This is a genomic window from Duganella fentianensis, assembly GCF_964031615.1.
In the GTDB taxonomy this organism is placed as follows: Bacteria; Pseudomonadota; Gammaproteobacteria; order Burkholderiales; family Burkholderiaceae_D; genus Rugamonas; species Rugamonas fentianensis_A.
This window is the reverse complement of the sequence record NZ_CAXIQN010000010.1, coordinates 1-19,300: the sequence shown is the minus strand read 5'-3', so window position 1 is coordinate 19,300 and position 19,300 is coordinate 1. Positions and strand designations below refer to the sequence as shown.

The window sequence follows — 19,300 nt, the reverse complement described above, 5'->3', positions numbered from 1 at the left end:
AGAGCAAGCTCCGTGCTGCCGTTCGACTTGCATGTGTAAGGCATGCCGCCAGCGTTCAATCTGAGCCAGGATCAAACTCTTCAGTTTAATCTCTGTTTTTTGGCATTTCTGCCACCAGCATTGCTGCTGGGTCGCTCACTCAAAATACTGACAGTTCGCTTCTTTTACAAAGCGTCCTATTTCATTTATTTCTTGTGAACATTTGATATTTTTTAAGTATCACGAAGACTAGCTTCGTGTGCACTTTCATCAAACGTCCACACTTATCGACTGTGAATTTTTAAAGAACTTGTCTTTGGTACTGCTTGCCGAGAAGCGTTGTGTTCATCAGCGAAGAGGCAAGATTATGAGGCGTTTCAAACATTCCGTCAAGTCTTACTTTTTTCTCGTTTAACTCAGCGCTGGGCGCCTTGTTTTGCGAGGGGGCGAACTATAGCAAGGAAGCGCCTGCCTGACAAGGGTAGAATACCGGCTTCTTCCGATTTGCAAAAACTATAATGTTGACACCTACCATACAGACCACCCGCAGCGAGGCACTCGCAGCAGAGCTGGATCGCGCTATTAATAACAAAACCAAGCCGCTGGGCAGTCTGGGCGCGCTAGAGACACTGGCGAAACAGCTAGGTCTGATACAGAACACCCGTCAGATCAGCATCAGAGAGCCCGCCATCCTCGTATTTGCCGCCGACCACGGCGTGGTGGCTGAGGGCATCTCCGCCTATCCGCAAGATGTAACGTGGCAGATGGTGGAAAACTTCCTCGCCCAGGGCGCAGCGATCAATGTCTTCGCCAGTCAGAATAACTGCGCTCTATATGTCGTCGATGCAGGTGTGAACCACGACTTTGGTCCGCGCGATGGGCTGATCGATCGCAAGCTAGCCAAGGGCACGCAGAATTTCGCCCAGCAAGCAGCCATGAGCAACACATGCTGCACGGCTGCGCTTGAGGCTGGCAAGGCGTTGGCCGCTGATCTGAAGGGCAATGTGGTGGGCTTCGGTGAAATGGGCATCGGTAATACTACAGCCGCCGCCGCACTCATGCATAAATTGACGGGCATCCCCGTCGCTGAATGTGTCGGTGCAGGCACGGGCCTGTCGCCCGAAGGCATACTGCATAAACAGCGCGTGATCGAGGCCGCTGTTGCCAAACACGCCGACGCAGTGACGCCATTCGATATCCTCGCCACGTTTGGTGGACTCGAAATCGCCATGATGGCGGGTGCCATGCTGAAGGCGGCCGAATTGCGCAAAGTGCTGCTGATCGATGGCTTCATCGTCACCAGCGCACTGCTAGTGGCAGCCCGCATGCAGCCAGCTATTCTCGACTACTGCGTGTTCTCCCACTGCTCGAATGAGCAAGGGCACCAGAAGATGCTGGACGCACTGCAGGCACGCCCACTGCTCAACCTCGGCCTGCGGCTAGGCGAAGGTACAGGTTGTGCACTCGCTCTGCCACTGCTGCATGCGGCCGCCAACTTCGTCAACCAGATGGCCACCTTCGAGTCCGCACAGGTCAGCGAAAAATCCGAGTAAAGTAAGTCTATGCACCAGCTACGCCTGTTCTTCACCGCCCTGCAGTTCTTCACCCGCCTGCCCATACCTAGCTGGGTGGGTTTCGACGCTGCGTGGCTGAATCAGGCCGCGCGCTACTTTCCTCTGGTAGGCGTCGTGGTTGCGCTCATCGGGGCTGGCGTGTATGGGCTTGTGGCCCTGCTGCTGCCAGCTCCGGTGGCAGCATTACTCTCGACCGCGGCCACCATCTACGCCACAGGCGCCTTCCACGAGGATGGCTTTGCCGACATGTGCGACGGCTTTGGTGGCGGCATGAGCCGCCAGCGCGTGCTAGAAATTATGAAGGACTCACGCATAGGCGCTTACGGGGCAATCGGCATCGTCTGCATGCTGGGGCTGAAGTGCAGCACGCTGGCCATGCTCGAACCGGCTATGGCCATCAGCGCGCTGCTGCTCGCTCACCCGCTATCGCGCCTGATGGCCACAGCGCTGATCTGGCGCATGCGCTATGCACGTGAAGAGGGCAAAGCCAAGCCGCTGGCGCAAAGTATGCAAACGGGGGAGTTTGCAATCGCCTGCATCACCGCGCTAATGCCTGCCCTGCTGCTAATCGCTACCGGCTGGCTGACATGGTCTGCACTAGGCTACGGCCTAGTGGTAGCGCTCCTCACAGCCATCTGGCTAGGCCAGAAAATCCATCAGCGGCTAGATGGCTATACGGGCGACTGCTTGGGTGCTGTTCAGCAGGTAAGCGAAGTTGCCATTTATCTGGCGCTACTGGCTACCACCAGTACGGCGGCGCTGCACCTCTAGCGCCATGCGCCTGCTCTTGATACGCCACCCGCAGCCCATGATTGAAGCGGGCATCTGCTATGGCAGCAGCGATCTCGCTGTCAGCCCGGTAGTGCTTGCGCAAGCTGCCGGCGTACTGGCGGCCACGCTAGCCGAGATGCTTCCCGATGCAGCGATGGCCACTCCAGCGCGCGGCATGGCGCTCTACACCAGCCCTCTGCAACGCTGTGCCCAGTTGGCGCAGCATCTGGCCACGACACTGGATCTAGCACCGGCAATCAGCGATGCACGCCTTGCAGAGCTCCACTTCGGCCGCTGGGAACTACAGCGCTGGGACGATATCCCCCGTGACGAGATCGACGCATGGGCGGCCGACATGGTGCACTATCATCCCGGCGGCGGCGAAAGCGTGCTGCAAATGGCACAGCGTGTCGCGGCTTTCTACCAGCACTGGCGCGCGCAGCAGCAGGACGCCATCGTCATCTGCCACGCCGGCACTATACGCCTGCTGCAGGCCTGCCAGCGCGGACTAGCGCCAGCCGCCGTGGCACTGGAGGCCGCGCAGCGGCCCCACCACATCGACTATGGCAGCACTTTGCTGCTGCAAACCTGAACAAAGCCGTATAATGGCGGGGTTTTGGTGCTCGCGCGTCTGTCCAGATGCGCAGTTAAACGGGAAACACGAAGCTCAGACCCACAGGAAAGAGCCTGCGTGTGCTGCCCCCGCAACGGTCAACAAGTGTCGTACGCCACGTGCGACAAACCGCCTCGGATAACCACTGTGCTTTGCATGGGAAGGTGAGTCGGCTTACTTGTCAGCCCGGATACCGGCCAGAACAGGTGGAAGTGAGCGAACGGGATGTGCGCGAGCGGATCGAGCAGCAGTGCTGCTCTGGCTAGCCTCACCCTGCGTTTCTCACCTCTGTTCAATCTGGCCTACGGGGATGTCGGCCAGTTGCACATAACTGAAAAATAGCATGAACTCTCATCGCATTACCCGCCCGACGGCATGGACGTCGCTGGCACTGGCTCTGGCCAGCCCAGCTCTGCACGCAGAACCCGCACCTTCCGTAGTCATTACAGCTACCCGCAGCCCGCAAACGCTGAATGAGACCATTAGCGACACCATCAGCATCAGCGCCGAACAGATCGCCGCATCGGGCGCTGGTTCGATTATCGATCTGCTGCAACGCCAGCGCGGTATCGAGATCGCCCGCACCGGCGGCTCCGGCACCAATGCCAGCGTGTATCTGCGCGGCGCCAACAGCAACCAGAACGTGGTACTGGTCGATGGCATACGCATAGGCTCCTCCTCCACCGGCGCAGCCAACTGGAGCGCCATTCCCCTCAGCGCCATCGACCACATCGAAATCGTCTACGGCCCCCTGAGCTCCCTGTACGGTGCCGACGCCATCGGCGGCGTGATCCAGATCTTTACCCGCAAGGGACAGGGTGCCGCAACGCTGACGGCTTCCGCTGGCTACGGCACGGACAACACCCGCGCCGCAGAGGCGGCAGTCGCGGGCAGCCTGCAAGGCTTTAGCTACGCGATCAGCGCGGGCAAGGAAAAGTCAGACGGCTTCTCGGCGACCCGCCCCACCAGCACTTCCTACAATCCTGATAAGGACGGCTACGACCGCCAGAACGCCGCCGCCCGCCTGAGCTTTGCATGGGCAGAAGGGCAAGAAATCGGTACCCAGCTGATGCACGGCTCACTGCGCTCACAGTACGACGGTGGCGCCGCCCCGTTCGACGTGCGTTCCATCGCTACGATCAACAGCGTCGCCTTCTACAGCCATAACCAGCTACTGCCGAACTGGCAAAGCTCAGTGCAACTAGCCCAGACCCGCGACGACGGTTCCACCTATTCCAGCGCGGCCGCTTCCGGCTACTCGCGCATCAATACCAAGCAGACCAGCTGGAGCTGGCAGAACGACATCACGCTGGGGCACGACATACTGCAACTGCTGCTGGAGCGCCGCAAGGAAGAGGTGGAAACCAATGGCTACCAGCTCACTAGTCCGCAGCGCATCACCAATTCCGCGGCAGCTTCGTATAACGCGCGCCGCGGCGATCAGCTGTTTAACGCCAGTATCCGCCGCGATCGCTCTATCTATGGTGCCAAGAACACCGGCGCAGCTGGCTATGGCTATTTCTTCACCCCCGCATTGCGCGCCAGCGCCAGCTACGGCACCAGCTTCCGCGCACCGACTTACAACGAGCTGTACTACCCTGGCTACGGCAATTCTGCCAACAAACCGGAACTGGGTAAGAATGCCGAGGCAGGCCTGCACTATGACGCTAACGGCCGCGCACTGAGCGCTACCTATTACCACAACCGCCTGACCGACCTGATGGTCAACACCACGCCCTGCCCTTACGGCGGCACCTACAAAAATGGCTGCGCCTATAACGTCAACCACGCCCTGCTGGCCGGCCTGACGCTGGCGGCCAGCCAGCAGCTGGGGGCCTACAACTTCTCGGCCAGCGCCGACCTGCAGAATCCGAAAGACGAGACCAGCGGCAAACAGCTGGCACGTCGCAGCAAGCAGCACGGCAATCTGGCCGCCAACTATGACGGCGGCAGCTGGAAAGCCGGGGTGGAAGTCGTGCTGTCGGGTGAACGCTACGACGATGCCGCCAACAAAAACCGCTTGCCCGGTTATGGTCTGGTAAACCTGTATGGCAGCTACCAGTTCAGTCGCGACTGGTCGGCACTGGCACGCTGGAATAACCTCGCCGACAAGCAGTACGATCTGGCGCGTAACTACGCCTCCCCTATGGGCAAGGTGTACGTGGCGCTGCGCTACGGCTACCAGTGAGATCAAGAGGATCAAGAAGATCCATCAGCCGCAATGGTGTAACCTGCCGGCAGCCCAGCAAGCCACCGGCAGATCAGCCACTTAACAGGAAGTAAACCATGCATCCGAATCCACAACATCTGCGTCAGCGCTCCACCGTCATACTGACGGTGCTGCTGCTGTTCGCGCTGGCCAGCCTGATTTTTTCCGGCATGACGGGTTCGGTGCAGATAGCGCTGGCCGACATTCCGGCGGCGCTGGGTGAACTGGCCCATGGCAAGGCGCAGACGCTGGCCGCCACCCTGCTCGATCTGCGCCTGAGCCGCGCGCTAGTGGCCTTCGTCACTGGCGCAGCACTTGCGCTGGCTGGCGTCATGATGCAGGCGCTGCTGCGCAACCCGCTGGCCGACCCTTATGTGCTGGGCATTTCGGCCGGCGCTTCGGTGGGCGCACTGGCTGCCCTGCTGTTTGCCTGCGCCGTCTGGGTGGTCGATAGTGCAGCTTTTGCAGGCGCCGTCACGGTTTCCATGATGCTGTATCTGCTGGCGCGGCGCGACCTGCGCGGCGGCACGGCAGCCGAAGGCGGAACGGCGTTGCTGCTGCTGACAGGGGTGATCCTGTCGTCGGCCTGCATGGCGCTGGTCACACTGATGCTGTCGATTGCACCGGAAAGCCGCTTGCGCAGCATGGTGTTCTGGATGATCGGCGATCTGGCTGGCGCACCTATGCGCGCGCTGCCATGGGTGGTGCTGGCGGGCGCGCTGGTTTTTGCCCTGCGTAGCGCCCGTTCCATGAATGTGATGGCGCTGCATGCCGAAGCGGCAGCTACGCTGGGCATACGGGTGGGCAGCTTGCGCAAAGGTCTGTTCTTTGTCTCCGGCCTGCTCACTGCCAGCGCCGTCACCAGTGCCGGCAGCATAGGCTTCGTCGGCCTGATCGTGCCGCACGCCTGCCGCTTTGCCGTCGGCCCCGATCACCGCCTGCTGATCCCCGCCGCCACACTGGCAGGCGGCACCTTCCTGCTGCTGGCCGACACGCTGGCACGCACCATCATCGCGCCCCAGCAACTGCCGGTCGGCGTCGTCACGGCGCTGATCGGCGCGCCCGTGTTCCTCTACCAGTTGCACCGACTGCGGAAATAATATGCTCAGCACTCATCAACTCTCATTGAAAGCCGGCCAGCGCCAGCTGGTCAGCGCGCTCGACTGGCAAGTAGGCGACGGCCAGTGCTGGAGCATCATAGGCCGCAATGGCGCCGGCAAAAGCACGCTGCTGAAAACCCTGGCCGGACTGCGCGCACCCGATAGCGGCCATGTCGCCATCGCTGGCCGACCGCTAGCCGCATGGCCACTGGCGGAACTGGCACGCCAGCGGGCTTTTCTGGCACAGAGCCGCAGCGATGCCTTTGCCTACAGCGTGCTGGAAACCGTACTGTCGGCACGCCACCCCTATCACGACAACCGTTACTGGGAAGGCAGCGACGACCACACCATCGCCATGCAGTCGCTGGCGGCCATGGAAGTCGACGATCTGGCCGGCCGCGATGTGCGTACTCTGTCCGGCGGTGAACGCCAGCGGGTGGCAATTGCCGCCATGCTGGCGCAGGATACCCCCTTGCTGCTGCTGGACGAACCAGCCAATGCGCTCGATCTGGCCCATCAGGTCAGCGTCATGCGCCTGCTGGCGCGACTCTGCCGCGAACAGGGCAAGACCGCCATCATGGTAGGCCATGATCTGACGCTGGCGCACAGTGTCTCCACCCACGCCCTGCTGCTGATGGGCGACGGACGCTGGCTGGCCGGCACTATCGCCGACGTCATGCGCGCCGACATCCTGAGCAGCTATCTGGGCCACCCCATCGACGTACTCCAGCACGGCAACCGCAGCATCTTCATCCCTTCCGAGGCAACAGCATGACCGAACAGAATACCCACGACATCGATGCACTGAACGAGCGCCACCGCGTGCGCATGGAACGCAAGAAAGCCATCATCGATGCCAAGATCGCCGCAGCCGATAAGCAGATCGGCATCATCATCGTCAATACCGGCAATGGCAAAGGCAAGAGTTCCAGCGCCTTCGGCATGGTGATCCGCGCCATGGGCCATGGCATGAAGGTCGGTGTGGTGCAGTTCATCAAAGGCGCCATGCAGACAGGCGAAGAACTATTCCTGCGCCGCTTCCCCGAAGAAGTCAGCTTTCACTCGATGGGCGAAGGCTATACATGGGAAACCCAGAACCGCGAACGCGACATCGAAAAGGCCGAACTGGCGTGGGAACAGGCCAAGCGCTTTCTGGCCGATCCCGAGATCGGACTGGTGGTATTCGATGAACTCAACATCGCACTGAAATACCGCTACCTCGATACGGATAGCGTCATCAGCGATCTGCTGGCCCGCCCGCCTATGCAACACGTGGTCATTACCGGCCGTGGCGCTCCGCCAGAACTGATCGCGATTGCCGATACCGTCACCGACATGGACGTGGTCAAGCATGCCTTCAAGGCCGGCATCGGTGCACAGGCGGGCACTGAATGGTAAGCCCGCACTATGTAGAAGCCCGCGCCGTACTGGTTTCCGCCATCGCTTCCGGTCAGGGCAAGACCAGCGTCACGGCGGCACTGGCGCGCAAACTGGTCAGACAGGGCCAGCGGGTGCGGGTATTCAAATGCGGCCCCGATTTTATCGATCCCATAATACTGGAGCGCGCCAGTGGTGCCTCCGTGCGTTCGCTCGACTTGTGGATGGTGGGCGAAGAACTCTGCCGCAGCCAGCTGGCACAGGCAGCAGCCGAAGCTGACGTACTGCTGCTAGAAGGCGTGATGGGCCTGTACGATGGCACGCCTTCTTCGGCTGATCTATCGCGCGCATTCGGCGTACCCGTCATGGCGGTAATCGATGCTGGCGCCATGGCGCAAACTGCGGGTGCAGTGGTACAGGGCTTACGCGATTATGGTCCGGTACAACTGGCAGGCGTGATCGCCAATCGCGTTGCCAGCGAAGGCCATGCACGCATGGTAACCACCTCGCTGCGCGACATCCCCCTGTTCGGCACGCTACCCAAACAGGCCCGCTCACTACCGGAACGCCATCTGGGCCTGATGCTGCCCGATGACGTGAGCGATATCGATACGCTGCTCGACCAGCTGGCCGAGCAACTGGTATTCGATCAGCAGGCATGGGACGCCATGCCGCCGCTACGCTTTGCCTTGCCCGCGTCGGCTCCTTCTTCTGCCTCTGTCTCCGTTTGCGCCGCCGCGCCGCAGCCAGCAGCGCAGCATCTGCTAGCGGGACGCACGATCGCCGTGGCGCGCGATCAGGCCTTCATGTTTATCTACCCGCACAATCTGGATACCCTGCGCGAACTGGGTGCGACCCTGAAGTTCTTCTCGCCGCTGGCCAACCAGCCGGTTCCGGCCGAAGCCGATGCTGTGTATCTGCCCGGTGGCTATCCCGAACTGCACGCCCAGACGCTGGCACAGGCCAGCACCTGGCAGGCATCCATGCGCGCGACCCATGCCGCTGGCCTGCCCATCGTAGCGGAATGCGGCGGCATGATGGCACTGGCCGAAACCCTGACCGATCAGGCGGGCGTTCGCTGGCCCATGGCGGCGCTACTCCCCGGCGCAGTCAGCATGCGCGCCCGCCTGTCTGGTCTGGGCCTGCAAGCCCTGCCCACAGCGCAGGGAGAGCTGCGCGGCCATACCTTCCATTATTCGCAACTGGAGACAGTAGTGGTACCAGCAGCACACACCATCAAACACCCATCCGGCCAGCAGGGTGAAGCGTGGTATCGCCATGGGTCGCTGACAGCCTCGTATTTCCACGCCTATTTCCCCTCCAATCCGGCCGCTACGGCGGCCCTGTTCACGAGGAGTGCAGCATGATGCGCACATTGATACTGGGCGGCGCGCGCTCGGGCAAAAGCAGCTATGCAGAAAAGCTGGCGATCGAGTCCGGCAAAGAAGTGGTGTATATCGCCACCGCCAGTGCCAGCGACAGCGAGATGGCCGAGCGCATCCGCCACCACCGCGCCAGCCGGCCAGCCGAATGGATCACGGTAGAAGAGCCACTGGCGCTGGGCAATCAGCTATTGCGCTGGTCAGCGCCGGAACGTCTGATACTGGTCGACTGCCTGACCCTGTGGCTGGGTAATCTGCTGTTCAGCAGCGGCGAGCAATATCCCGACGTGGGCAATATCACCCTGCCGCCGCTGTTCCACGAACAGCAGGACATGCTGGCCAGCGCGCTGACCCGCTGCAGCAGCGACGTGATACTGGTGTCGAATGAAGTCGGCATGGGCATCATGCCCATCGGCGCCATTTCGCGCTGCTTCATGGATGAACAGGGTCGCCTGAATCAGGCCATGGCAGCGCTATGCGACCGCGCCGTGCTGGTTGCTGCCGGCCTGCCGCTGGTGCTCAAGGGAGCGCCGTGCTGACAGGGCTGAACTGGAACGCCATCACCCTGCTACTGACGGCAGGGGTGCTGCTCGACCTGCTGCTGGGCGAAGTACGGCGCTGGCACCCGCTAGTGGGCTTCGGCCATCTGGCGTCTGCGCTGGAGCGTCGCCTGAATCTGGGCCGGCTGCGTTTCTGGCGCGGTGCTCTGGCGTGGCTGCTCGCCGTACTTCCCGTCAGCGCTGCAAGCGTGGCGCTGACGTGCTGGCTCGCCCCGCACACCTATGCGCTCTGGGCGCTCCATGCGGTGCTGCTGTATTTCAGTCTGGGCCTGCGCAGTCTGGGCGAACATAATCTCCCTATCGCCGCCGCGCTGGCACAACAGGATCTGCCGCTGGCAAGGCAGCTAACCGCACGCATCGTCAGCCGCGACACCAGCCGTGCCAGTGAAGCGGACCTCACCCGCGCCAGCATCGAATCCTTGCTGGAAAACGGTAACGACGCCGTTTTCGCCACCCTGTTCTGGTTCATGCTGGCCGGTGGTCCCGGCGCCGTGCTATACCGCATGGCCAACACGCTCGATGCCATGTGGGGCTATCGCACCGAGCGCCTGCGCCAGTTCGGCTGCTGCGCAGCGCGCGTGGACGACGCCCTTAACTATCTACCGGCACGTCTGACCGCCCTCAGCTACACCCTGCTGGCGGCGACATGGGAAGCACGCCAACGCGCATGGCGCTGCTGGCGGCAACAGGCGCCAGCATGGGATAGTCCGAATGCCGGCCCTGTCATGGCCAGCGGCGCCGGTACTCTGGGCATCCGCTTGGGCGGCGCAGCGATCTATCACGGCGTGCTGGAAAAACGCCCGGAACTTGGCGCAGGTGACCACGCCACGGGGTCGGATATCTACCGCGCATGGCGACTGGTTTGCCACACCTCCCTGCTCTGGCTAGCGCTGGCCGCTTTAGCCAACGCCGCACAATTCTGGAGCCAGCATGCTTGAACATGGCGGCAACCTGCGCACCGCCGCGCAACGCTTTGGCCAACATGACTGGCTGGACCTTTCCACCGGCATCAATCCGCACTGGTATCCGGCACCGGCGATTGCCGCGAATGCGTGGCACCGTCTGCCCGAACCGTCAGTGCAACTGGCACAGGCCGCCGCCAGCTTTTACGGCGCCCCACTGATGCTGCCGGTAGCAGGCACGCAAGCTGCCATACAGGCTTTACCGCGCTTACGTGCCCCATCGCGCGTGACCGTCTCTGCCCCATCGTATGCCGAGCATGCGCACCACTGGCAGCAGCATGGTCACACCCTGAGGCAAGTCGCCTACGCTGATCTGGAACAGGCGCTAGTGCACAGTGATGTCATGGTCATCTGCAACCCCAACAATCCCACTGGCGCCGTGGTGCCGCCAGAGACCTTGCTGCGCTGGGCGCAGCAACTGGCGGCTCGTGGTGGCTGGCTGGTGGTCGATGAAGCCTTTGGCGATACTTCTCCCCAGCACAGCGTCGCCGCCCACAGTCAGCAACCCGGACTCATCGTGCTGCGCTCGATCGGCAAGTTCTTCGGTCTGGCCGGCATAAGGCTAGGCTTTGTCGCAGCGGCACCGGAATTACTCCAGGCACTGGCCGATCTGCTCGGCCCGTGGACGGTCAGCGGCCCCGCCCAGCAGATCGCACTGGACGCACTGCGCGACAGCGCATGGCAGGAACAGACCCGCCAGAAGCTCCAGCGCAGCGGCGCACGTCTGCAGCAACTGCTGGCCCAGTACGGCATCAGCAGCCACGGGACACCGTTATTTCAGTGGTGGCCCGAGCCGCAGGCGGAAGCCTTCTGGCAGCACATGGCCGAACGGGGTATCTGGGTACGCCTGTTCACCCATGCGGGGCGCGGCATCCGGCTCGGCCTGCCGCCTGACGAAATAGGCTGGCAGCGGCTGACACAAGCTCTCACTTTATGGACCAACAAGGACAGCGTATGAAGTACCTCACCACCGCCCTGCTACTGGCACAACTAGCCAGCGCCCACGCCGCCATCAGTGTGCGCGACGACGACGGCAATCTGGTGACGCTGCAAAAACCTGCGCAGCGCATCATCGCCATGGCGCCGCACGTGACAGAATTGCTGTACGCCGCAGGTGGCGGCGACAAGATCGTTGGTGCCGTGACCTATAGCGATTATCCTGAAGCGGCAAAAAAACTGCCTCGCGTAGGCGATAACCGTCTGGTGGATATGGAGCGCGTCATCGCCATGAAGCCCGATCTGATCGTCATCTGGATGCACGGCAGTTCCGAACGCCAGATCGACACCTTGCGCCAATTGGGCGTACCACTGTTCCATAGCGAACCGCAGAAACTCGAAGGCATCGCCGACAATGTGCTGCGCCTTGGCCAGCTAATGGGCACTGAAAATATCGCGCAGCCTGCTGCAGCAGAAATCAGCCGCCAGTTCGCCGCGCTAGCCAAGCAATATGGCAACCGCCCGCCAGTACGCATGTTCTATCAGGTGTGGGACAAGCCGCTCTACACGCTGAGCGGCAGCTCCATCGTCAGCGATGCCATGCGTCTGTGCGGCGGCGTCAACATCTTTGCCGACCTCAAAGTCACTGCGCCTGTCGTCAGCATCGAAGCCGTGCTGCAGGCCGATCCCGAAGCCATCTTCGGCACCGCCGAGAAAAATTATGGCGGCGTCAATCTGTGGCGCCCGTATTCCACCATGAAGGCGGTGCGTAACAATAATCTGTTCACCCTCAACGGCGAACTACTCAACCGCGCCGGCCCGCGCATGGTGGCCGGTACTGCCGCCCTGTGTGAAAAACTCGAACTGGCACGCCAGCACCGGAACAACTGATATGAGCTTTCCTTTTTCTACACTGATGGTGCAGGGCACCACCTCGGACGCCGGCAAAAGCACCATCGTTGCCGCAATATGCCGTCTGCTGCATCGCAAAGGCATACGGGTAGTTCCCTTCAAGCCGCAGAATATGGCGCTTAACAGCGCGGTTACGGAAGATGGCGGCGAGATCGGCCGCGCGCAGGCGCTGCAGGCGATCGCCGCAGGGCTGGCACCGCACACGGACATGAACCCTGTCCTGCTCAAGCCCTCCAGCGACATCGGTGCTCAAATCATCATCCACGGCAAAGTTCGCGGCGAGATGGATGCGCGCGACTATCACCAGTACAAGACCATCGCCATGCAGGCGGTGCTGGAATCGCACCAGCGCCTGTGCCAGCAATACGCCAGCGTGATCGTCGAAGGCGCCGGCAGCCCGGCCGAAATCAACCTGCGCGACCGCGACATCGCCAACATGGGTTTTGCCGAGGCGGTCGACTGCCCCGTGATACTGGTGGCCGATATCGACCGTGGCGGCGTATTCGCCCATCTGGTCGGCACCCTGTCCTGCCTCTCGCCCAGCGAGCGGCATCGGATTATCGGTTTCGTCATCAACCGCTTCCGGGGCGATATCAGCCTGCTGGAGCCGGGGCTGGAGTGGCTGGAAGAGCAGACCGGCAAGCCAGTGCTGGCCGTGCTGCCCTACCTGCATGGGCTATACCTCGATGCTGAAGATTCGGTACAGCCAGTGCAGGCATCCAGCGGGGCGTTCCGTGTTGTGGTGCCCAGCCTGCCCCGCATGAGCAATCACACCGACTTCGATGCGCTGCGTGCTCACCCGGATGTCGATCTGCGTTTCGTCCGTCAGGGCGAGCCTATTCCACCGGCAGATCTGATCATCCTCCCCGGCAGCAAGAATACCCGCGCCGATCTGGCATGGCTGGCGCAGCAGGGCTGGCCGCAGCAGATCGCGCGCCATCTGCGCTATGGCGGCAAGGTCATCGGCATTTGCGGCGGCTTCCAGATGCTGGGGCAGCAGGTGCACGATCCACGCGGCGTGGAAGGCAGCGCAGGCAGTTCAGCCGCACTGGGCCTGCTGAATATGGAAACGGAAATGACCAGCCATAAACGTCTGCAGCAGGTACAGGGCAGCTGCATGTTCGATCCGCAGCAGGCCGGCGTCACCGGCTACGAGATCCACATGGGCGAGTCGCGCGGGCCTGCGCTGGCGCATCCGGCCTTCCTCATCGACGGCCGCGCGGAAGGTGCGGTGTCGGACGATGGTCAGGTGCTGGGCACCTATCTGCATGGCTTGTTCGATACCCCCTCGGCCAGCGGCGCCCTGCTGCGCTGGGCCGGCCTCGCCAGCGACCACGCGGTGGATACCCACGCGCTGCGCGAAGCCAGTCTAGACCGTCTGGCCGATGCAGCACAGCCACTGCTTGATGCGCTGTGCGTATTGCGCAACGATAGTGTCGATGTCAGCGCCTGAGCGCGCGCCGGCTAGCTAGCTGCGCATTCCTCGATGCGGCGGTTACCCGGCCCCGGCAGAGTACGCAGGCTGCGCTCAGTGGCAGCCACAAACTCGCGCTGCATCACGGTATCGACAAAGCGCCAGTCACAGCGCACCTGCTCGTGGCTGGCGGTGACGATCATATAGCCACGCTTGCTGGTCTGGGCGTAATACAGCGGCGCGATCAGATCCACCATCATCGCCGCCACATCTTCGGGATCACAGTCGCGATAGGCGCCTTCCATGCCCGGCGACGACACCGAAGCGGTGGCAAACTCCACGCCGATCTGGCATCCCTGTGCATCATGCAGATCACTAGCCCAAGCGTTGTGGGTATCACCGGCCAGCACCACCAGATTCTTGCGGTGGCGCTGCATCATGCCGAACACCAGTTCGCGATCATGCTGATAGCCGTCCCACGAATCCATGTAGCACGGCAGCGTCGCTGTACCCAGCCAGTCCTGTTCCTTCTTGCCCAGCGCAGCCGGGTCGCGCACGGCGCGCTTCTTCAGTGCCGAATAATCGGTGCAGTTGCATTTACCCATGGCGATCGCCAGCGGATACTCCATACGTGCCATCAGCACCTGCTGGCCCAGCACCTGCCAGCGCGCGCCGGATTGCTGCACCTGCTGCTCCAGCCATGCCATCTGCTCGCTGCCCAGCATCTGCCGGCGTGGCGAGCTCACATCGTGACGGAACTTCTCCGCGTCGAAATTACGCTGCGCATCGTAATAGGACGACATCATCAGCTGCTGATCGCGTCCAACTAACCGCGTGTCAAGCATGTGCAGCGACAGCACCGAACCGAAATCGAAGGAACGGTAGATTTTCTCGGGGCTGGATGAATCAGGCAGACGGATAGGCAGCCATTCATGGTAGGCCGTCATGGCGGCCTGTTTGCGCAAGCTGAAAGGGCCATGCTTACGGGTTTCGTGCGCCACCGATCCTTCGCGCCACGTATCGTCGGCGAACTCGTGATCGTCCCAGACAGTGATAAACGGCAGCGCAGCATGCACTGCCTGCAAATCAGGATCGCTGCGATACTGCGCATAACGGCGGCGGTAGTCCTCCAGCTGCAGCAGCAGTTCGCGCGGTTCCGAAATCCGCCCGAGCGCCTCGGCATGGCTGCTGGCATAGCCGGTACTTTCGTATTCGTAGATGTAGTCACCGATGTGTAGCGCTACATCGATGTCGTTCTGGCGTGCTGCATCGGCATACACGTTGAAGAATCCGGCCGGGTAGTTCGAGCACGAAAATACTGCCATGCGTACCTGACGCACATCGGCACGGGGCAGCGTCTTGGTACGACCAATTGGCGAGTGCACACCATCGGCGGAAAACTGATAGTAGTACACATGACCAGGCAGCAGCCCGGCGGCATCCACCTTCACCGTGTAATCCCTCGCTGCGGAAGTGATACTGCTGCCCTGCGCAACCAGCATCTGCATCGCAGCATCGGTAGCCACCTGCCAATACACCGTCTGCTCTATGCCCTCCTGCGCGCTGGCGGGCGTAACACGGGTCCAGAGAATTACCCTATCCTGCAACGGGTCACCACTCGCAACGCCATGCAGGAACTGCAGCATCACAGGATCGTAGCTCTGAACTGCCGGGCTGCTGCAAGCGGCCAGACCAGCGCCCAATACCGCAGTCGATGCTATCTGCCGGAGAAACTCCCGTCGGCCTGAAGGCGGGGGGGCTATCGTCATCATGACTCCATCGTCGCTTGCGATGAACACCAACTTACGCGCCATACATGACCACACGATGACGGGCATTTTACTTTTGTGTGACAATCATTGGCATGGATACCTCTGCCGCCAAACGCTATCTGCCCTGGGTTGTAGCGACTGCCCTCTTCATGGAGCAACTGGATTCGACCATCGTCAATACGGCGATACCCAGCATGGCGGCCAGTCTGCAAGTGACGCCCCTTAGTCTGAAAGCAGTCGTCACCAGCTATATCCTCAGTCTCGCCGTTTCCATTCCCATCAGCGGCTGGATGGCCGACCGCTATGGCACCCGCCGTGTATTCATGAGTGCCGTCGCAATTTTCACCTTAGCGTCGGTAATGTGCGGCCTATCCATCAACTCACCCATGCTGGTCGCGGCGCGCCTGCTACAAGGCCTTGGCGCCGCGATGATGATGCCGGTGGGTCGCCTGACTATCGTGCGCACCTTTCCCAAATCCGAACTACTGTCGGCGATGAACTTCGTCATCGTACCCGCGCTGATAGGCCCCTTGCTTGGTCCCACGGTCGGTGGTCTGATCGTGCACTGGCTGACGTGGCGCGACATCTTCTTCGTCAACGTCCCCGTTGGCATCACCGCCATCTTTCTGGCGCACCGCTACATGCCGGACTATCGCGGCGAGGCAGCCCGCCCACTCGATCTGATCGGGCTAGTCCTGTTCGGTACCGGAGTGGCGCTGCTATCGTGGCTACTAGAGATTTTTGGCGAACACCAGATCGATATCACTTCCGCCGCCGTCCTAATGCTGATTGCCCTTAGCCTGCTACTGGCCTATGGTTGGCATGCGCGCGATACCGTCTACCCTCTGCTGCAACTGGCGCTGTTCAGGGTACGGACCTTCCGCGTGTCAGTGCTCGGTGGCTTCATCACCCGTATCGGCGTCGGTGGCCTGCCGTTTCTGCTACCTCTGCTCTACCAGTTAGGTCTAGGCCTGCCTGCATGGCAATCGGGCCTGCTGATGATGCCCTCAGCGGCTGCCGCCATGGGCATGAAGCTGATCTCCGCGCGGGTCTTGAATCGCTTCGGCTACCGCCAGGTCCTGATCGTCAACACGGTACTGATAGGGCTGACCATCAGCTTGTACAGCTTGGTGCAACAGGGTACACCGCTATATCTCATTGTTGGCATCAGCCTGATGCTGGGCTTCTTCAATTCACTGCAATTCTCCAGCATGAACAGCATCGCCTATGCCGATGTCACAGCCGCCGACTCCAGTATGGCCAGCACCATCGCCAGTTCCATGCAGCAGCTGTCCATGAGCTTCGGTCTCGCTACCGGATCACTGCTGACGGGCTGGTTCCTTGGTGATGTACCACAGTCGAACCGACTGGCACTGACGAGCGCTATCCATCATGCCTTCCTCACGCTGGCGGTGGTCACCATCCTCTCCTCGCTGACCTTCTGGTCGCTGCGCAAAGAGGATGGCGAGAGCATCAGCAAAGCAGGTAGTGCCTAGCGGGCTAGGCTTACGCCCGCTGAACCACCCTGAGATCAGAACGCCGTCAGTGCTTTGGCGAACTTGATCAGCCAGAGCCGGCTTGGACGCTCGCGGTCTTCACCACGCGCTACGCGGATCGAATTCGCCGCATTGCAACCGGCGCTGCTGCTGGTGATGATCACGCCAGCCGCATCGATATTGCACTTGGTGACATCAGCATCTTCCACCACCGTGCCAGCTGCAGTGTAAACCTTGGTTTTCATGCCGAAGTCATTATCGTTGGCCAGCGCCAGGGTATTGCCGTCAACGATGGTCAGACCTTCGGCTTTTTCTGCCAGCCAGCCTATTGCGTTCAGATCCAGCAGCAGGGTTTTCTTCAGCGTGGTGACCGATTTCCAGTCAGCGCCGTTAACCACGGTGCCGCTCATGCTGCTCTTTTCCAGATCCGAAGTCTTGACGTTGTAGGCCGCTGCCGCGATATCAGTTGCAGCGCCGATTTCCACCAGCATCAGCTTGTTGAATACCTTGCCACCCGGTGCATCGCCCTGCTCGATCACGATGAATTTGCCGTTGCCCAGTGCAACAATATCGCCCAGTTTGGCATTACCAGTACGGCCATCCTGATAATCAGCCCCGTCCAGCGGGTATGCGTACATCTTGCCCGAGGTGCCGGTGTTCGGATCGAATTCCATCCAGCGCGTGAAGCGCGCAAAGCGTTCGATCGACTCGTTCTTGCCCGTTACAGAATACAAGGCGTTACCGTCGGTCAGCGGGCTCTGCAGGAAACCATGCAGCTTGTCGGTGCTGGTGTCCAGCGTCATGCCTTCCATGCCACGGTTGGCGCGGCGCTTCAGGAAGATATCCGGCAAGCCGCTGCCCGGAGCGTATTTGTTGAGGATAACGCCGGTGGCCGGATCAACCTTGATAATGAACGGACCATATTCGTCGGAGATCCACAGGACGTTGCGCTTCTTATCCACCACGATGGCTTCGGTATCCAGACCGCCAGCATTGAAGGAGGCCTTGCTGGAAGCGTCATACTTCATCGCGTCAAACACTGGCAGTTCGGCGGAGTTACCTACATTGCCAGGTGCTACCGGCAGGCCGGAAGCATTCACCGTCGCCGACACTTTGAGCGGGGTTGACGAAGTCAGCACCGCGCCAGATTTGCCAACGGTAATAACGCCGAACGAAGGCGTAAAGCTCGGCGACGGGAAGATCTTGGCACCCGTCACGCCGCTACCGCTGAGGGACGGCACGTTAGGGCCATCGCCGTTAGGGCCGCGGTCGGTCAGACCATAGAATTCCAGCTCGCCGTTGGCATTCGTACCCTTGAAGGCCAGCGACGATCCGTACGATGGCAGGAAGCCCTGCGGGAATTCTTCCTTGACCTTGGCATTGCTACCTTCATACGGCACATAGAAACTGGCAGCAGACTGGATCTGGTAGCGGGTAACATTGACCGTTACGGCGCCCAGTGGCGTAGTCTGGGTGAATGCCTCGACAACTGGCGTGCCCAGCTTGGATGCCAGCGTATCTTCGAAGTGCTCGCGCACCAGCGCGCGGCGACTATCGTCGATGGTACGCACAGCGTACTTGCTACCAGCGGTTGCCAGATGAGCCGTCATCGCGGTATTGAAAGCAGTTGCATCAAGAGCAAAATCGGCGCTCTTGGCAGCCAGCGCCGTCTTTACTTCGGCCGTCAGTTTGATGCCGTTGGAAGGATCGCTATCTTCGTCCAGCAATTGCAGGGCCAGCAGACGGTTGATGACCTTGTTATCCTTGATATCGGCAACGCCAGCCAGTTGCAGCGGGGTGATGGTGCTAGCGCAAGGTGCGCTACCGAGCGCCAGACCACCGACACTGAAGCTGACCGTTTCGCCAGCGTAGCAGGTGAACTCGCCTTTAGCCGAGGTGCTGGATTTAGCACCGATACCGGAGACATAGTCCAGATTTTCCACCGCCCCGTCGAGGAAGATGCCGGTAGTCTGGGTTTTAGCTGGTGCTGCCGTGTCGCCACCGCCGCAGCCTGCCAGTACGGAAAACACCGCAAGCGATATCACGGAAAGTTTTTTCATGCTTTTCTGGCCTCAATTGAAAAAAACAAAGTCTAGCCAACGAGCATGACAAGGCTATGACCGCGAGCGAGGCCGTGCGGAGACCCAAAGCAAAAAACCCCCAACAGCCTAAAGACTGAAGGGGGTTTTTCTAATAACTAGCTTGACGATAACCTACTTTCACACTGGTTGCAGCACTATCAT

General features: G+C 61.0%; 16 protein-coding genes, 1 rRNA gene and 1 riboswitch. Of the genes, 14 read left to right on the top strand and 3 right to left on the bottom strand.

Annotated features, from left to right (window positions below; genetic code table 11):
- Window positions 1-87, bottom strand: a 16S ribosomal RNA gene (locus ABNT42_RS07820); the annotation flags it as partial.
- Between the two features lie 410 nt (window positions 88-497).
- Between ABNT42_RS07820 and cobT the strand changes: the two genes are divergently transcribed.
- The 13 genes from cobT to ABNT42_RS07755 all read left to right on the top strand — a co-directional run bounded on the left by cobT (window position 498) and on the right by ABNT42_RS07755 (window position 13,828).
- Window positions 498-1,532, top strand: a complete 1,035-nt coding sequence (gene cobT, locus ABNT42_RS07815; RefSeq protein WP_348696128.1) for a nicotinate-nucleotide--dimethylbenzimidazole phosphoribosyltransferase — start codon at window positions 498-500, stop codon at window positions 1,530-1,532.
- A 9-nt stretch (window positions 1,533-1,541) separates the two neighbouring features.
- On the top strand, window positions 1,542-2,324 hold the full coding sequence (locus tag ABNT42_RS07810; RefSeq protein ID WP_348696127.1) for an adenosylcobinamide-GDP ribazoletransferase: 783 nt from the start codon (window positions 1,542-1,544) through the stop codon (window positions 2,322-2,324).
- Window positions 2,325-2,328: 4 nt separating this feature from the next.
- Window positions 2,329-2,916: a histidine phosphatase family protein gene (locus ABNT42_RS07805; RefSeq protein ID WP_348696126.1), complete on the top strand. Its 588-nt coding sequence runs from the start codon at window positions 2,329-2,331 to the stop codon at window positions 2,914-2,916.
- Between the two features lie 8 nt (window positions 2,917-2,924).
- A riboswitch (cobalamin riboswitch) is annotated at window positions 2,925-3,154 on the top strand.
- A 126-nt stretch (window positions 3,155-3,280) separates the two neighbouring features.
- A complete protein-coding gene (locus tag ABNT42_RS07800; RefSeq protein ID WP_348696125.1) occupies window positions 3,281-5,125 on the top strand; it encodes a TonB-dependent receptor in 1,845 nt (614 codons plus the stop codon).
- 98 nt (window positions 5,126-5,223) lie between these two features.
- Window positions 5,224-6,246 carry an iron ABC transporter permease gene (locus ABNT42_RS07795; RefSeq protein ID WP_348696124.1) on the top strand — a complete coding sequence of 341 codons (1,023 nt, stop codon included), beginning with the start codon at window positions 5,224-5,226 and terminating at the stop codon, window positions 6,244-6,246.
- Between the two features lies 1 nt (window position 6,247).
- Window positions 6,248-7,021, top strand: a complete 774-nt coding sequence (locus tag ABNT42_RS07790; protein ID WP_348696123.1) for an ABC transporter ATP-binding protein — start codon at window positions 6,248-6,250, stop codon at window positions 7,019-7,021.
- Window positions 7,018-7,644: a cob(I)yrinic acid a,c-diamide adenosyltransferase gene (gene cobO / locus ABNT42_RS07785; protein WP_348696122.1), complete on the top strand. Its 627-nt coding sequence runs from the start codon at window positions 7,018-7,020 to the stop codon at window positions 7,642-7,644. The genes ABNT42_RS07790 and cobO overlap by 4 nt, the downstream gene beginning before the upstream one ends.
- Complete coding sequence (locus tag ABNT42_RS07780; RefSeq protein ID WP_348696121.1) at window positions 7,638-8,990, top strand: cobyrinate a,c-diamide synthase; 1,353 nt, start codon at window positions 7,638-7,640, stop codon at window positions 8,988-8,990. Before cobO ends, ABNT42_RS07780 begins: the two co-directional genes overlap by 7 nt.
- Complete coding sequence (cobU, locus tag ABNT42_RS07775) at window positions 8,987-9,544, top strand: bifunctional adenosylcobinamide kinase/adenosylcobinamide-phosphate guanylyltransferase (protein WP_348696120.1); 558 nt, start codon at window positions 8,987-8,989, stop codon at window positions 9,542-9,544. The genes ABNT42_RS07780 and cobU overlap by 4 nt, the downstream gene beginning before the upstream one ends.
- Window positions 9,538-10,503, top strand: a complete 966-nt coding sequence (cbiB, locus tag ABNT42_RS07770) for an adenosylcobinamide-phosphate synthase CbiB (RefSeq protein WP_348696119.1) — start codon at window positions 9,538-9,540, stop codon at window positions 10,501-10,503. The genes cobU and cbiB overlap by 7 nt, the downstream gene beginning before the upstream one ends.
- Window positions 10,496-11,485 (top strand): threonine-phosphate decarboxylase CobD, encoded by a 990-nt coding sequence (gene cobD, locus ABNT42_RS07765; protein ID WP_348696118.1) that lies wholly within the window; start codon window positions 10,496-10,498, stop codon window positions 11,483-11,485. Before cbiB ends, cobD begins: the two co-directional genes overlap by 8 nt.
- A complete protein-coding gene (locus tag ABNT42_RS07760) occupies window positions 11,482-12,354 on the top strand; it encodes a cobalamin-binding protein (protein WP_348696117.1) in 873 nt (290 codons plus the stop codon). Before cobD ends, ABNT42_RS07760 begins: the two co-directional genes overlap by 4 nt.
- A gap of 1 nt (window position 12,355) precedes the next feature.
- Window positions 12,356-13,828 (top strand): cobyric acid synthase, encoded by a 1,473-nt coding sequence (locus ABNT42_RS07755; protein ID WP_348696116.1) that lies wholly within the window; start codon window positions 12,356-12,358, stop codon window positions 13,826-13,828.
- Between the two features lie 11 nt (window positions 13,829-13,839).
- On the opposite strand, the gene ABNT42_RS07750 is transcribed toward ABNT42_RS07755, so the two are convergent.
- A complete protein-coding gene (locus tag ABNT42_RS07750; protein ID WP_348696115.1) occupies window positions 13,840-15,435 on the bottom strand; it encodes an alkaline phosphatase D family protein in 1,596 nt (531 codons plus the stop codon).
- A gap of 218 nt (window positions 15,436-15,653) precedes the next feature.
- On the opposite strand from ABNT42_RS07750, the gene ABNT42_RS07745 reads away from it, so the two are divergent.
- Window positions 15,654-17,057, top strand: coding sequence for a DHA2 family efflux MFS transporter permease subunit (locus tag ABNT42_RS07745; protein ID WP_348696114.1), 1,404 nt, complete (start codon window positions 15,654-15,656; stop codon window positions 17,055-17,057).
- Window positions 17,058-17,092: 35 nt separating this feature from the next.
- Here the strand turns inward: ABNT42_RS07745 and ABNT42_RS07740 are convergent, their stop codons facing one another.
- The gene (locus tag ABNT42_RS07740; protein ID WP_348696113.1) at window positions 17,093-19,117 is read right to left on the bottom strand and encodes an esterase-like activity of phytase family protein; all 2,025 of its coding nucleotides are present in this window, start codon (window positions 19,115-19,117) and stop codon (window positions 17,093-17,095) included.
- Between the last annotated feature and the right edge of the window lie 183 nt (window positions 19,118-19,300).